The organism is Kitasatospora sp. NPDC058406 (assembly GCF_042722765.1).
In the GTDB taxonomy this organism is placed as follows: domain Bacteria; phylum Actinomycetota; class Actinomycetes; order Streptomycetales; family Streptomycetaceae; genus Kitasatospora.
On sequence record NZ_JBHXKE010000244.1, the window covers coordinates 1 to 13,361 of the forward strand.

General features: G+C 73.2%; 9 protein-coding genes. 7 read left to right on the forward strand and 2 right to left on the reverse strand.

Translation table 11 applies throughout. The annotated features are described in order from the left end of the window. Positions 1 to 42: 42 nt before the first annotated feature. Positions 43 to 3,189, reverse strand: a complete 3,147-nt coding sequence (gene ileS / locus ACFWOG_RS33530) for an isoleucine--tRNA ligase (protein WP_380362958.1) — start codon at positions 3,187 to 3,189, stop codon at positions 43 to 45. 715 nt (positions 3,190 to 3,904) lie between these two features. Here ileS and ACFWOG_RS33535 point away from each other — a divergent pair. The 6 genes from ACFWOG_RS33535 to ACFWOG_RS33560 all read left to right on the forward strand — a co-directional run bounded on the left by ACFWOG_RS33535 (position 3,905) and on the right by ACFWOG_RS33560 (position 10,759). Further along, entirely contained in the window at positions 3,905 to 4,420 is a 516-nt protein-coding gene (locus ACFWOG_RS33535) for a TraR/DksA family transcriptional regulator (RefSeq protein WP_329952038.1), read from the forward strand. A 184-nt stretch (positions 4,421 to 4,604) separates the two neighbouring features. After that, positions 4,605 to 5,348, forward strand: coding sequence for a signal peptidase II (gene lspA, locus ACFWOG_RS33540; RefSeq protein WP_380362961.1), 744 nt, complete (start codon positions 4,605 to 4,607; stop codon positions 5,346 to 5,348). A gap of 54 nt (positions 5,349 to 5,402) precedes the next feature. Continuing rightward, on the forward strand, positions 5,403 to 6,341 hold the full coding sequence (locus tag ACFWOG_RS33545; RefSeq protein WP_329882134.1) for an RluA family pseudouridine synthase: 939 nt from the start codon (positions 5,403 to 5,405) through the stop codon (positions 6,339 to 6,341). Positions 6,342 to 6,351: 10 nt separating this feature from the next. After that, the gene (locus ACFWOG_RS33550) at positions 6,352 to 6,822 is read left to right on the forward strand and encodes a GNAT family N-acetyltransferase (protein ID WP_329882133.1); all 471 of its coding nucleotides are present in this window, start codon (positions 6,352 to 6,354) and stop codon (positions 6,820 to 6,822) included. 164 nt (positions 6,823 to 6,986) lie between these two features. Continuing rightward, positions 6,987 to 9,851: an alpha/beta fold hydrolase gene (locus tag ACFWOG_RS33555; RefSeq protein ID WP_380362964.1), complete on the forward strand. Its 2,865-nt coding sequence runs from the start codon at positions 6,987 to 6,989 to the stop codon at positions 9,849 to 9,851. Between the two features lie 62 nt (positions 9,852 to 9,913). Continuing rightward, complete coding sequence (locus ACFWOG_RS33560) at positions 9,914 to 10,759, forward strand: ABC transporter permease (RefSeq protein ID WP_329952159.1); 846 nt, start codon at positions 9,914 to 9,916, stop codon at positions 10,757 to 10,759. Between the two features lie 99 nt (positions 10,760 to 10,858). Here the strand turns inward: ACFWOG_RS33560 and ACFWOG_RS33565 are convergent, their stop codons facing one another. Then, entirely contained in the window at positions 10,859 to 12,493 is a 1,635-nt protein-coding gene (locus tag ACFWOG_RS33565) for an alkaline phosphatase D family protein (RefSeq protein ID WP_380362968.1), read from the reverse strand. 194 nt (positions 12,494 to 12,687) lie between these two features. Here ACFWOG_RS33565 and ACFWOG_RS33570 point away from each other — a divergent pair, with 194 nt between their 5' ends. Next, positions 12,688 to 13,278, forward strand: coding sequence for a dienelactone hydrolase family protein (locus ACFWOG_RS33570; protein WP_380362966.1), 591 nt, complete (start codon positions 12,688 to 12,690; stop codon positions 13,276 to 13,278). The last annotated feature ends 83 nt before the right edge of the window (positions 13,279 to 13,361 follow it).

Consider the following 13,361-nt stretch of genomic DNA (forward strand, 5'->3'; position numbering starts at 1 on the left):
GACAGCCCCCGGGTGGGGCGGCGGCGGCTCCGGGTCGTGCGGTCAGGCCCTGCGCAGCTGGAAGGCGAATCCGAGGGACTCGTCGGAGAAGGTGTCCGACTCCCAGTCGGCCGCGCCGGCGGCGAAGTCGGTCGCGAGGACCTCCTCCGCGACGAGGGAACCGTGTTCGGCGATCGCCTCGGCGGTCTCGTCGTCGGTGGCGCGCCAGCGGAGGACGATCCGGTCGGCGATGTCCAGACCGGAGTTCTTGCGGGCCTCCTGGATCTGCCGGATCGCGTCACGGGCGACGCCGAGGCGCTTCAGCTCGGGGGTGATCGCCAGGTCGAGGGCCACGGTGGCACCGGACTCGTTGGCGACGGCCCAGCCCTCGCGCGGGGTCTCGGTGATGATCACCTCGTCGGGGGAGAGCGTGACGGTCTCGCCGTCCAGCTCGACCGAGGTGGTGCCCCCGGCCCGCAGCTCGGCGGCGAGCCGGGCGGCGTCGGCGGCGGCCACCGCCTTGGCGACGTCCTGCACGCCCTTGCCGAAACGCTTGCCCAGCGCACGGAAGTTGGCCTTGGCGGTGGTGTCGACCAGCGAGCCGCCACCGGTCCGGTCGGCGGAGCCGGCCGCGAGCGACTCCAGGGTGGAGACGTTGAGCTCCTCCGCGATCTGCGCGCGCAGGTCGGCGGGCAGCTCCTCCCAGCCCTGGGCGGCGACCAGCGCGCGGGAGAGCGGCTGACGGGTCTTCACGCCGGACTCGGCGCGGGTCGCCCGGCCCAGCTCGACCAGACGACGGACCAGCGTCATGTGGCGCGAGAGGTCGGCGTCGATCAGCGACTCGTCCGCCTCCGGCCAGGTGGCCAGGTGGACCGAGGCCGGGGCGTCCGGGACCACCGGGACGACCAGGTCCTGCCAGACCCGCTCGGTGATGAACGGGGTCAGCGGGGCCATCAGCCGGGTCACCGTCTCCAGCGCCTCGTGCAGCGTGGCGAGCGCGGCCGCGTCGCCCTGCCAGAAGCGGCGGCGGCCCCGGCGGACGTACCAGTTGGAGAGGTCGTCGACGAAGCCGGAGAGCAGCTTGCCGGCCCGCTGGGTGTCGTACGCCTGGAAGGACGCGTCGACCTCCCGGACCAGGGTGTTGAGCTCGGAGAGCACCCAGCGGTCCAGCTGCGGGCGGTCGGCCGGGGCCGGGTCGCCCGCGGACGGGGCCCAGCCGGACGTCCGGGCGTACAGGGCCTGGAAGGCGACGGTGTTCCAGTAGGTGAGGAGGGTCTTGCGGACCACTTCCTGGATCGTGCCGTGGCCGACCCGGCGGGCCGACCAGGGGGATCCGCCGGCGGCCATGAACCAGCGGACGGCGTCGGCGCCGTGCTGGTCCATCAGCGGGATCGGCTTCAGGATGTTGCCCAGGTTCTTGGACATCTTGCGACCGTCCTCGGCCAGGATGTGGCCCAGGCAGACGACGTTCTCGTACGCGTTCCTGTCGAACACCAGGGTGCCGACGGCCATCAGCGTGTAGAACCAGCCGCGGGTCTGGTCGATCGCCTCGGAGATGAACTGCGCCGGGTAGCGCTGCTCGAACAGCTCCTTGTTCTGGTACGGGTAGCCGTACTGGGCGAAGGGCATCGATCCCGAGTCGTACCAGGCGTCGATCACCTCGGGCACCCGGGTCGAGGTGCCGCCGCAGTCACGGCAGGCGAAGGTGACCTCGTCGATGTACGGGCGGTGCGGGTCGAGGCCGCTCTGGTCGGTGCCGGTCAGCTCGGAGAGCTCGGCCAGCGAGCCGACGCAGGTGAGGTGGCCCTCCTCGCAGCGCCAGATCGGCAGCGGGGTGCCCCAGTAGCGGTTGCGGCTGAGCGCCCAGTCGACGTTGTTGTTCAGCCAGTCGCCGAAGCGGCCGTGCTTCACGTTCTCCGGGTACCAGTTGGTGGCCTCGTTCTCGCGGACCAGGGCGTCCTTGACGGCCGTGGTCCGGATGTACCAGGACGGCTGCGCGTAGTAGAGCAGCGCGGTGTGGCAGCGCCAGCAGTGCGGGTAGCTGTGCTCGTACGGCAGGTGGCGGAAGAGCAGGCCGCGCTCCTTGAGGTCGGCGACCAGCGCCTCGTCGGCCTTCTTGAAGAACTGGCCGCCGACCAGCGGGATCTCGGGGGCGAAGGTGCCGTCGGCCAGCACCGGGTTGACCACCGGCAGGCCGTACCGGCGGCAGGTCGCGAGGTCGTCCGCGCCGAAGGCGGGGGACTGGTGGACGATGCCGGTGCCGTCCTCGGTGGTGACGTAGTCGGCGTTGAGGACGTAGTGCGCGTTCTCGATCGCGACCAGGTCGAAGGGGCGGCGGTAGGCCCAGCGCTCCATCTCGGCGCCGGTGAAGGACTCCCCGGTCGGCTCCCAGCCCTCGCCGAGGGCCTTGGCCAGCAGCGGCTCGGCGACCACCAGCTGCTCGGTGCCGTCGGTGGCCACCACGTAGGTGACGTCGGGGTGGACGGCGGCGGCGGTGTTGGAGACCAGGGTCCACGGAGTGGTGGTCCAGACCAGCAGCGCGGCGCGGCCGGCCAGCGGGCCGCCGGTCAGCGGGAAGCGGACGAAGACCGAGGGGTCGACGACGGTCTCGTAGCCCTGCGCCAGCTCGTGGTCGGAGAGGCCGGTGCCGCAGCGCGGGCACCAGGGGGCGACCCGGTGGTCCTGGACCAGCAGGCCCTTGTCGAAGATCTGCTTGAGCGACCACCAGACGGACTGCACGTAGGACGGGTCCATGGTGCGGTACGCCTGGTCGAGGTCGACCCAGTAGCCCATGCGCGAGGTGAGCTCGGTGAACGCGTCCGTGTGGCGGGTCACCGACTCGCGGCACTTGGCGTTGAACTCCGCGATGCCGTACGCCTCGATGTCCTGCTTGCCGGAGAAGCCCAGCTCCTTCTCGACGGCCAGCTCGACCGGGAGGCCGTGACAGTCCCAGCCGGCCTTGCGGGCGACGTGGTAGCCCTTCATCGTCCGGTAGCGCGGGAAGACGTCCTTGAAGACGCGGGCCTCGATGTGGTGGGCGCCGGGCATGCCGTTCGCGGTGGGCGGGCCCTCGTAGAAGACCCACTCGGGGCGGCCCTCGGACTGCTCCAGGCTGCGCTGGAAGACCTTGTTGTCCTGCCAGAAGGAGAGGATCTGGTGTTCGAGGACCGGCAGGTCGACCTGGGCGGGGACGGGGTTGTAGGTACTCATCGCGGGCGTCTACCTCCGACGGATGCGTGGACGGGATCCGACGGAGGGACGAGACGGCATGCCGCCCCGCGGTACCACCCTCCTTGGCCGCGGTGGTGCGTGCGGCCCTCTTGTTTGGGCTTGCTGCCGGGTCTACGGGCCGGTGCGACGGGAATCGCGGGCCGTTCTTCCGGCGGCTCCGGGGTGATCTTCGCGCCGTGCACACCCCCGGGCTCGCACCGTCCCCGGGTCGCTGGTGGCTGCGTACTGCGGTACTCGTCCCCATCTGCGCCTTGCAGGCTCAGTGTATCGGCCCGCCGCAAGTCGTTTCGGGCCACCTGTCCGGGGCGCGTCCGGAGGGCCTCGGCGTCAGGCCGGGGGCGGGCCGGGGGCGGCGCCCCCGGAGCCCCGGGGGCGCCCCGGGCGTCGTGGGGGCGGGGCCTCCGGTGCGGCGTCCGGGGGTGGTTAGGCGGGGGCGTACGGGGCACAACTCTGGTCGGCGCATGGGCGTGGCGCCTGTGACGGCTGCCCGGGTGGGATCATTGTGAGGCGTCGGTATGTCATGTTGTGACCGTTTTTGATCGGGATTATCGTTCCGGCACTGGAGGCCGCCGGGAACCGGCGGCTCGATTCGTTCGTAGATGGGGTCGAAGCCATGGCTGAGAAGGCAACCGGCGCGGGTACCGCCACCAAGCGGACACGCAAGGCCGTGGCAGGCGATCCAGGGGAGGGGACCGTGACCACTACCGCACGGCGAAAGAACACCACCGACACCGCTCTCGTGGCCCCCGGCCGCACCCGCACGCCGGCCCAGAACGGGGCCGTCCGGGCCACCGGCGGCGCCGAGTCGGTCGATCCGGCGGAGCTGCCCGTCCGCCCCGGCGAGGACCCGTGGACCTCGAACGAGGTGCACGAGCTGCACGCCGAGCTGATCAGCGAGCTGGAGCGGCTGCAGCACGAGATCGACGCGGCCGAGGCGGCCATCACCGGCCTGATGCGCGACTCCAACGACGGCGCCGGCGACGACCAGGTGGACGCCGGCACCAAGAACATCTCGCGGGAGAGCGAGGTGGCGCTGGCCAACAACGCCCGTGACAGCCTCGCCCAGACCGAGCACGCGCTCGCCCGGCTGGAGGGCGTCGGCTTCGGGACCTGCGAGTCCTGCGGCCAGGCCATCGGCAAGGCGCGGATGCAGGCCTTCCCGCGGGCGACGCTCTGCGTCCAGTGCAAGGCCAAGCAGGAACGCCGCTGACCGGGCGACGCGGGGGGTCGGGCTTGCCGTAGGCTCGACCCCGTAACGTCGCCTGATCTGTCGGAGGTCGGGCGTTCCCCGGCCCACCCACGTCACGGCAGCGGAGCGGATCATCAGTACGCAAGGTTCCCCCCAGACGCGGGACGAGTCCGTCCCGACGCCCGCCGAAGCCGTGGCGGAGACCGTGACCGAGTCCGGTGAGACGCGTACCTCCGCCGTCCCCGCCGAAGCCCCCGGTGCCACGGCCGTCGGGGTCGCACCCGCCGGTGCCACCGCGGTCGGGGCCACCGGTCTCGGGGCCACCGCGGTCGGGGCGACTGCGGTCGGTACCGCGGCGGTCGGGGCCACCGCGGTCGGTGCCGTCGACGGGGCGGAGCCGGGGCAGGAGGCGTCGAAGGGGCGCCGCCGGATCGGCGTGCTGCTGGTGGTCGCGCTCCTGGCCTTCCTGATCGACTTCGGCAGCAAGCTGCTGGTGGTGGCCCGGCTGGAGAACCACGCGGCGATCAAGGTGATCGGCGACGTGGTGACCTTCCAGGTGATCCGCAACTCCGGCGCCGCCTTCGGCATGGGGCAGGCGCTCACCGTCGTCTTCACCATGATCGCCTCGGCCGTCATCGTGGTGATCTGGCGGATCGCCCGGCGGCTGTACAGCCTGCCGTGGGCGATCGCCCTGGGGCTGCTGCTCGGCGGCGCCCTCGGCAACCTCACCGACCGGCTGTTCCGCTCGCCCGGCGTGTTCCGCGGGCACGTCGTGGACTTCATCTCCGTCCAGCACTTCGCCGTCTTCAACCTCGCCGACTCGGCGATCGTCTGCGGCGGCATCCTGGTCGTCCTGCTCTCCTTCCGGGGCAGCAACCCCGACGGCACCGTCCACCAGCCGGCGGAGAAGGGGTCCAAGGGCGAGCGCGCGGAGGACCCGGCCGAGTAGGGCGGCGGACCGGCCGCGTAAGGGGTGGCCCCCGCGTCCGGCATACTCGTACGGGTGAGTACCGCAGCGCAGATCCGCAGCCTCCCCGTACCCGACGGCCTCGAAGGCGAGCGTCTCGACGCCGCCCTCGCCCGGATGTTCGGCTTCTCCCGGACCAAGGCCGCCGAGTTGGCCGCCGACGGCAAGGTGACGCTCGACGGCGCCGTCGCCGGCAAGTCGGACCGCGTCACCGCCGGTTCCTGGCTGGAGGTCGAGATCCCCGCCCCCGCCGCACCCGTGCAGATCGTCGCCGAGCACGTCGAGGGCATGCGCATCGTCCACGACGACGAGGACATCGTGCTCGTCGACAAGCCGGTCGGGGTCGCCGCGCACCCCAGCCCGGGCTGGACCGGCCCCACCGTGATCGGCGGCCTCGCCGCGGCCGGCTACCGGATCTCCACCTCGGGCGCCGCCGAGCGCCAGGGCGTCGTGCACCGGCTCGACGTCGGCACCTCCGGGCTGATGGTCGTCGCCAAGTCGGAGCGCGCCTACACCGACCTCAAGCGGCAGTTCCACGACCGGATCACCGAGAAGAAGTACCACACGCTGGTCCAGGGCCACCCGGACCCGCTCAGCGGCACCGTCGACGCCCCGATCGGGCGCCACCCCAGCTCCGACTGGAAGTGGGCGGTCACCCGCGAGGGCAAGCCGTCCGTCACGCACTACGACCTGATCGAGGCCTACCGGGCCGCCTCGCTGCTGGACATCAAGCTGGAGACCGGGCGCACCCACCAGATCCGCGTCCACATGTCCGCACTGCGCCACCCCTGCGTCGGCGACCTCACCTACGGCGCCGACCCCACGCTCGCCAAGCGGCTCGGCCTCACCCGCCAGTGGCTGCACGCCGTCTCGCTCGGCTTCGAGCACCCGGCGGACGGCGAGTGGGTGGAGTTCTCCAGCGAGTACCCGGCCGACCTGCGGAAGTCGCTCGACATCATCTCGTCCGAGAGCTGAGGCGGCCGGCATGAGCGCTTTCGCGGCACGGATCCGGATCGCCGAGGGGGAGGACGACCTCGCGTTGGTCCGGGGCGTCCGGCGGACGGTGTTCGTCGAGGAGCAGGGCGTGCCGGAGGAGCTGGAGTACGACGAGCTGGACGCCACCTCGGAGCACCTGCTGGCCGTCGGGCCGGCGGGGGAGCCGTGGGGGACGGCCCGGCTGATCTTCGGCGAGCAGGCGCTCGGGCTGACCGGGGGGACCGAGGGGCGGGTACTGCTCGGCCGGCTCGCGGTGGTCGGAGCCGCCCGGGGCACCGGGCTCGGAGCGGAGCTGGTGCGCGCCGTGGAGGCGGCCGGACGCCGGCGCGGGGCGCGTGAGGTGGAGCTGCACGCACAGGTGCAGGCGCTGGGGTTCTACGAGCGGCTCGGGTACGTGGCCGAGGGCGGGGTCTACGACGACGCCGGGATCCCGCACCGGACGATGACCCGGGTGTTGTAGGGCTGCCCTCCGGGTGGGTTCGTGAGGCTTCGGGCGGGTCCGCTTCGGCGGGCCCGCCCGGTTTTCGATCTGGCGGGCCTGTCGGGCCTTTCGGGCCTGCGCGGGGGCCGGGCCGGGGCGCTCTTATCAGCCGCCTACCCGAGCGGCGGCTACGATCACGGACCATGGAGCTCGGTGGGGCGTGGCGCCGGTGGCGCGGTCGCGGTACGGCGGCCGGACGGAGACTGCTGGCGGGTGCGGTGGCCCTGGTGGTGGTGGCCGGCGTGGGTACGGCGGCCGTGGCCGCCGGTGGGGAACAGGCGGTTCGGCAGGAGGATCGTTTCCTCGCGATGCCCGAGACACCCGGCAGCCAGCAGGTGGTCCAGCTGGACACCTCCTTCTTCACGACCGGGGAAAGCCCGCGCCCGGCCGTCCTGCTCGGCCACGGCTTCGGCGGTTCCAAGGAGGGCGAGCGGGACCGGGCCGAGCAGCTGGCCCGGCAGGGGTACGCGGTGCTCACCTGGTCGGCACGCGGCTTCGGACGCTCCGGCGGGAAGATCGGGCTGAACGCGCCGGACCGCGAGGTCGAGGACGTCAAGCGCCTGGTGGACTGGCTGGCCCAGCGGCCCGAGGTACGCCTCGACGGACCCGGCGACCCCCGGGTCGGCATCACCGGCGCCTCCTACGGCGGGGCGGTGGCGCTGCTCGGCTCGGCGTACGACCGCCGGATCGACGCGGTGGCCAGCCAGATCACCTGGTGGAACCTGGCCGACGCGCTGTTCCCGCAGGGGGTGCAGGGCTCCGGCGCGGTCGACGGGGTGTTCAAGAAGCTGTGGGCCGGGATCTTCTTCACCACCGGCTCGGCGGGCGACCTCGGTCCGTCGGGGGGCGCGGCCCGGCCGTCGGTGGCGTCGGAAGGGGCCGGGCAGGTCGGCTGCGGACGGTTCCTGGAGGAGCTGTGCCGGATGTACGACCGGGTGGCCACCACCGGGCACGCCGACCCGGAGGCGGTCGCGCTGCTGGACCGGTCCAGCCCGTCCTCGGTCGCGGACCGGCTGAAGGTGCCGACGCTGGTCGTCCAGGGACAGCAGGACTCGCTGTTCCCGCTCGACCAGGGGGACGCGATCGCGCGTGCGGTGGCGGCCAACGGCGCCCCCGTCGCGGTGGACTGGTTCGCCGGCGGGCACGACGGTGCGACCGACACCAGCGACCGGGTGGACGCCCGGGTGGGTGCCTGGTTCGACCGCTACCTGAAGGGCGGCGGCGCTGCGAGCGGCGATGCCCCGAAGGGGGACGGTGCCCCGAAGGACGGCGACGCCTCGCAGGGTGACGGCGGTACCGGGGCGGCGTTCCGGGTGACCCGGACCGGTGGGGTGGACTCCACCGGCTTCCAGCCGGTCCTGCGCGGGGCGACGGCCGAGGCCTACCCCGGGCTCGGCGGCACCGGCTCGCGGCAGTACCGGCTGACCGGTCCCTCCGCCGACGGTGAGCAGGCCTTCGCCAACCCGCCGGGCGGCGCCCCGCCCAACATCTCCGCGCTGCCGGGTATCGGCGCGCTCAGCCAGGCCGCCGCACTCGGTGCCTCGGTCTCCCTGGACTTCCCCGGGCAGTTCGCCGCCTTCGAGTCGGAGCCGCTGGACGCCTCGGTGCACCTGACCGGCCGGCCCACCGTCCCGATCAGGGTCCGGGCGGACCGCCCGGACGCGGTGCTCTTCGCGAAGCTGTACGACGTCGCCCCGGACGGCAAGCAGACCCTGCCGCAGCAGCTGTCCGCCCCGCTCCGGGTGACCGGCGCGGACGGGCCCGACGGGCGGACCGTCACGGTGGGGCTGCCCACCGTCGACCACACCTTCGACTCCGGGCACCGGCTCAGGCTGGTGCTCGCCTCGACCGACCTCGCGTACGCGTCACCCGCCGAACCGGCCACCTACCGGGCCGCCGTCACCGGACCGCTGACCCTGCCGACCGTGGACGGGCTGGTCACCGAGGCCGCGCCGCTGCCGTCGCGGACCTGGGTGCTGCCGCTGGTCGCCGTCGCGGTGGCGGCGGCCGTGCTGCTGCTGCCCCGGCTCCGGCGCCGGGCGCGGGCGGAGCGGGGCGCGGCGTACGACCCGGTGCTGGGCGGGGTGCCGCTGCAGATCACCGGACTCAGCAAGCGGTACAAGGGCGCCGCCGACCGGTACGCGGTCAAGGACCTGGGCTTCCGGGTGGAGCAGGGCCAGGTGCTCGGTCTGCTGGGCCCCAACGGCGCGGGCAAGACCACCACCCTGCGGATGCTGATGGGCCTGATCCGGCCCGACGCCGGCGAGATCAGGATCTTCGGCCACCTGGTGCGGCCGGGTGCGCCGGTGCTGTCCCGGGTCGGTGCCTTCGTCGAGGGCGCGGGCTTCCTCCCGCACCTCACCGGGCGGGCCAACCTGCGGCTCTACTGGCAGGCCACCGGCCGGCCCGAGGCCGACGCGCACCTGGACGAGGCCCTGGCCATCGCCGGACTCGGCGAGGCGCTGGACCGCGCGGTGCGCACCTACTCGCAGGGCATGCGGCAGCGACTCGCCATCGCCCAGGCGATGCTGGGCCTGCCCGACCTGCTGATCCTCGACGAGCCGACCAACGGGCTCGACCCGCCGCAGATCCGCGAGATGCGCGAGGTGATGATCCGGTACGCCGCCGCCGGGCGGACCGTCATCGTCTCCAGCCATCTGCTGGCGGAGGTCGAACAGAGCTGCACCGACCTGGTGGTCATGGACCGCGGCCGGCTGATCACCACCGGCGCCGTCACGGAGATCGTCGGCGGAGGCGAGCAACTGCTGGTCGGGACCGACGCCTCGTTCGGGGCCGAGGAGCTGGCGGCGGCGGCCGACAAGGTGGCGGTCCTGGCCGGCGTCGCGTCGGCGGAGGCGACCGAGGGCGGGCTGCTCGTCCGGCTGGACGGCATGGCTGCCAGTCAGCTGCTGGCCGAGCTGGTGCGGCTCGGGGTGCCGGTCGCGTCGGCCGGGCCGCAGCGCCGGCTGGAGGATGCGTTCCTGTCGCTGATCGGAGGTACGGCGTGAGCGCCGTGGTGTCTTCTGGGGTGTCGTCGTCCGGTGGCTCGCCCGGTGGCTCGTCGGGCGGGATGTCGCCGGACCACGCCCCCGGGTACCGGGCCGGTCGGACGCTGCCGCTGCGCGTCGAGGTGGTCCGTCAGCTCCGGCGCCGGCGGACGATGGTGATCGGTGGCGTGCTGGCCGCGATGCCGCTCATCGTGCTGGCGGCGTTCCAGGTGGCCGGCACCCCGAACCGGGCCGACCGGACCACGTTCATCGAACTGGCCACCTCGTCCGGGCCGAACTTCGCGGCCACCATGCTCTTCATGGGCACCGGCTTCATGCTGGTGATCCCGGTCGCGCTGTTCTGCGGCGACACGGTGGCCTCCGAGGCGAGCTGGTCCTCGCTGCGGTACCTGCTGGCCGCGCCGGTGCCCCGGGCCCGGCTGCTGGCCCGCAAGTTCGCGGTCGGGCTGCTGTTCTCGGCGGTCGCGGTGCTGCTGCTGCCGCTGGTCGGACTGGGCGTCGGCACCGCCGCGTACGGGTGGGGCGACCTGAAGCTGCCGGCCGGCGCGAGCCTGACGGCAGGGGAGGCACTGCCCCGGCTGGCGGTCGCGGTGGTGTTCGTCTTCCTGAGCGAGGTCGTGATCGCCGCGCTGGCGTTCTGGCTCTCCACCGCCACCGACGCGCCCCTGGGGGCCGTGGGCGGGGCGGTGTTCGCCTCGATCATCACCGGGGTGCTGGACGCCATCACCGCGCTCGGTGACCTGCGGGCGTGGCTGCCCGCGCACTGGCAGTACGCGTGGGCGGACGCCCTGCAGCCGCAGCTGGAGTGGGGCGGCATGGTGCAGGGCGTGTCGCTGTCGCTGTCCTACGCGGTGGTGCTGCTGGCGCTGGCGTTCCGCGGCTTCGCCCGCAAGGACGTGGTGTCCTGACCGCCCCGGCCGCGCTCCTCGGGCCGCGCTCCTCGGGCGGGGCCCTCGGCCGGGGCCCCGCCCGCCGCTGACCGGCGGGCGGGGCCGTCGTGCCGGCGGCTACTTGACGGGCGAGTAGACGCGCTCGACCTGCTGGGTGCCGGACCTGGTGCGGTAGGAGCGCGTCCACTTGGTGGTGGCGTCCTTGCGGGTCCGGTCGGAGACGACGTAGTAGTCCATCTGCGTCCGGCTCGGGGTGATGTCCAGCACGCCGTAGCCGTGCGAGTCCAGGTCGACCCACTTGATGTGCCGGTTGGAGGCCTGGAGCGCGGCGGTGGCGGCCAGCGAGAGGGTCTGCGGCGCGACCTTCAGGATGTCGTCGATGTTGTCCGAGGTCACCGAGGTGACCACGAACTCGGTCGCGGCGCTGCCGGACAGCGGGTACGTGGCGGCCTCGTTCGGGACGTCCGACGCCCAGGCCGAGTGGATGTCGCCGGTCAGGAAGACGGTGTTGGTGATGCCGTTCGCCCTGAGGTGGCCGAGCAGCTCGCGGCGGTCGTGGGTGTAGCCGTCCCACTGGTCGGTGTTGATCGCCAGACCCTCGCCGGGCAGGCCGAGCAGCTTGGCCAGCGGGCGAAGGATGTAGTCGGGGAGGGCGAAGAGGGCGACCGGGGAGATCATCACCTCGTTGCCGATCAGCCGCCAGGTGGTGTCGGAGGCGGAGAGGCCGGACTTCAGCCAGTCCATCTGCGCGCGGCCGGTGATGGTGCGCTCGGCCGAGTCGACGTCGCCGTTGCCGACCTTGACCTGCTGGGAGCGGAACGAGCGCTGGTCCAGCAGGTGCAGGTCGGCGAGCTTGCCGTAGCGCAGACGGCGGTAGGTGGTGCCCGCGACGGACGGACGGACCGGCATCCACTCGAAGTAGGCCTGCTTGGCGCCGGCCACCCGGGCCGCCCAGTCGCCCTCGGCGCCCGGGGTGTGGTTCTCGGCGCCGCCGGACCAGGCGTCGTTGGCGAACTCGTGGTCGTCCCAGATCGCGATCGTCGGGACCTGGGCGTGCAGTGCCTGGAGGTCCTCGTCGGTCTTGTAGCGGCCGTGCCGGGTGCGGTAGTCGGCGAGGGTGAGGATCTCGTGGGCAGGGGCGTGCGGGCGGACCACCGAGCCGCGGGCGCAGAACTCGCCGGTCTTGTACTCGTAGATGTAGTCGCCGAGGAAGAGGAAGGCGTCGAGGTCGCCGCGGGCCGCCAGGTGACGGTACGCCGAGAAGTAGCCGGCCTCCCAGTTGGCGCAGGACGCGACGCCGAAGCGGAGCCGGTCGAGGGCGGAGTCGGCGGCCGGGGTGGTGTGGGTGCGGCCGAGGGGGGAGACCGTCCCGCCGGCGGTGAAGCGGTACCAGTAGAGGGTGCCCGGGGTGAGGCCGCGGACGTCCGCCTTGACGGTGTGGTCGGTGGCGGCGGTGGTGGTCACCGTGCCGCTCGCCGCGAGCCGGGTGAAGCCCTTGTCGGTGGCGAGCTCCCAGCGCACGTCGGTGTCGGCACCGAGGCCGGAGCCGGGAACGGCCTCCGGGGCCGGGGTGACGCGGGTCCAGAGCAGGATGCCGTCGGGGAGCGGGTCGCCGGAGGCGACGCCGTGCAGGAACTGCGGGGCGGTCGCGGCGTGGGCCGAGGTGCCGAGGGCGAGCGGCAGGGCGGCGGCGCCGGCCGCGAGGGCGGTGGCCTTGAGCACCTGGCGGCGGTGCGGGCGGGCGGCGGTCATGTCATCGACAAGGTCAGTCACGGCGGACAGGCTACCGGTCGGTAATGCGCTGTTCCATACGTTGAACTGACTGTTCGTCGCTGCTTCACCGAGGTGTGGCGTCCCGCCATCGTGGCGGGTGCGCTCGGCCACCCGGCGGCCATGCGCGATGATGGGAGGCTGTTCCGGCCCCCTGTCGCAAGGAAGTCCCGCCCGTGGCACAGATCCTGCTCCTCCACTCCGTGTACGGCCTGCGCCCCGCCGTCCACGCCGCCGCCGACCGGCTGCGCGCCGCCGGGCACACCGTGTACACCCCCGACCTCTTCGAGGGACGGACCTTCGACGACGTCGAGGAGGGCATGGCATACAAGGAGGAGGTCGGCAGCGACGAGCTGCTGCGGCTGGCCGTCGGAGCCGCCGCCCCGCTGCTGGGCTCCGGGGCGCCGCTCGTCTACGCGGGCTTCTCGCTCGGCGGCTCGCTCGCCCAGAACCTCGCGCTCGCCGACGAGAAGGCCCTCGGCCTGCTGCTCCTGCACGGCACGTCCGACATCCGCGAGGACGCGGCCACCTCGATCCCGGTCCAGCTGCACATCGCCGAGCCCGACCCGTTCGAGCCCGAGGACTGGCTGAACGCCTGGTACCTGGGCATGCGCAAGGCCGGCGCCGACGTGGAGATCCACCGCTACCGGGGCGCGGGGCACGTCTTCACCGACCCCGACCTGGCCGACTACGACGCCGAAGCGGCGGAGCGGGCGTGGGCCGTGGCCCTGGACTTCCTCGCCGAGCTGGACGAACAGGCCGCCTGAGGTCGCCGCTGTCCTGCCTGCGCGGGAAGTCGGCCCGGCCGACTTCCCGCGCAGGGGATCCGGCCGCCTTCGTCGTGCACGAC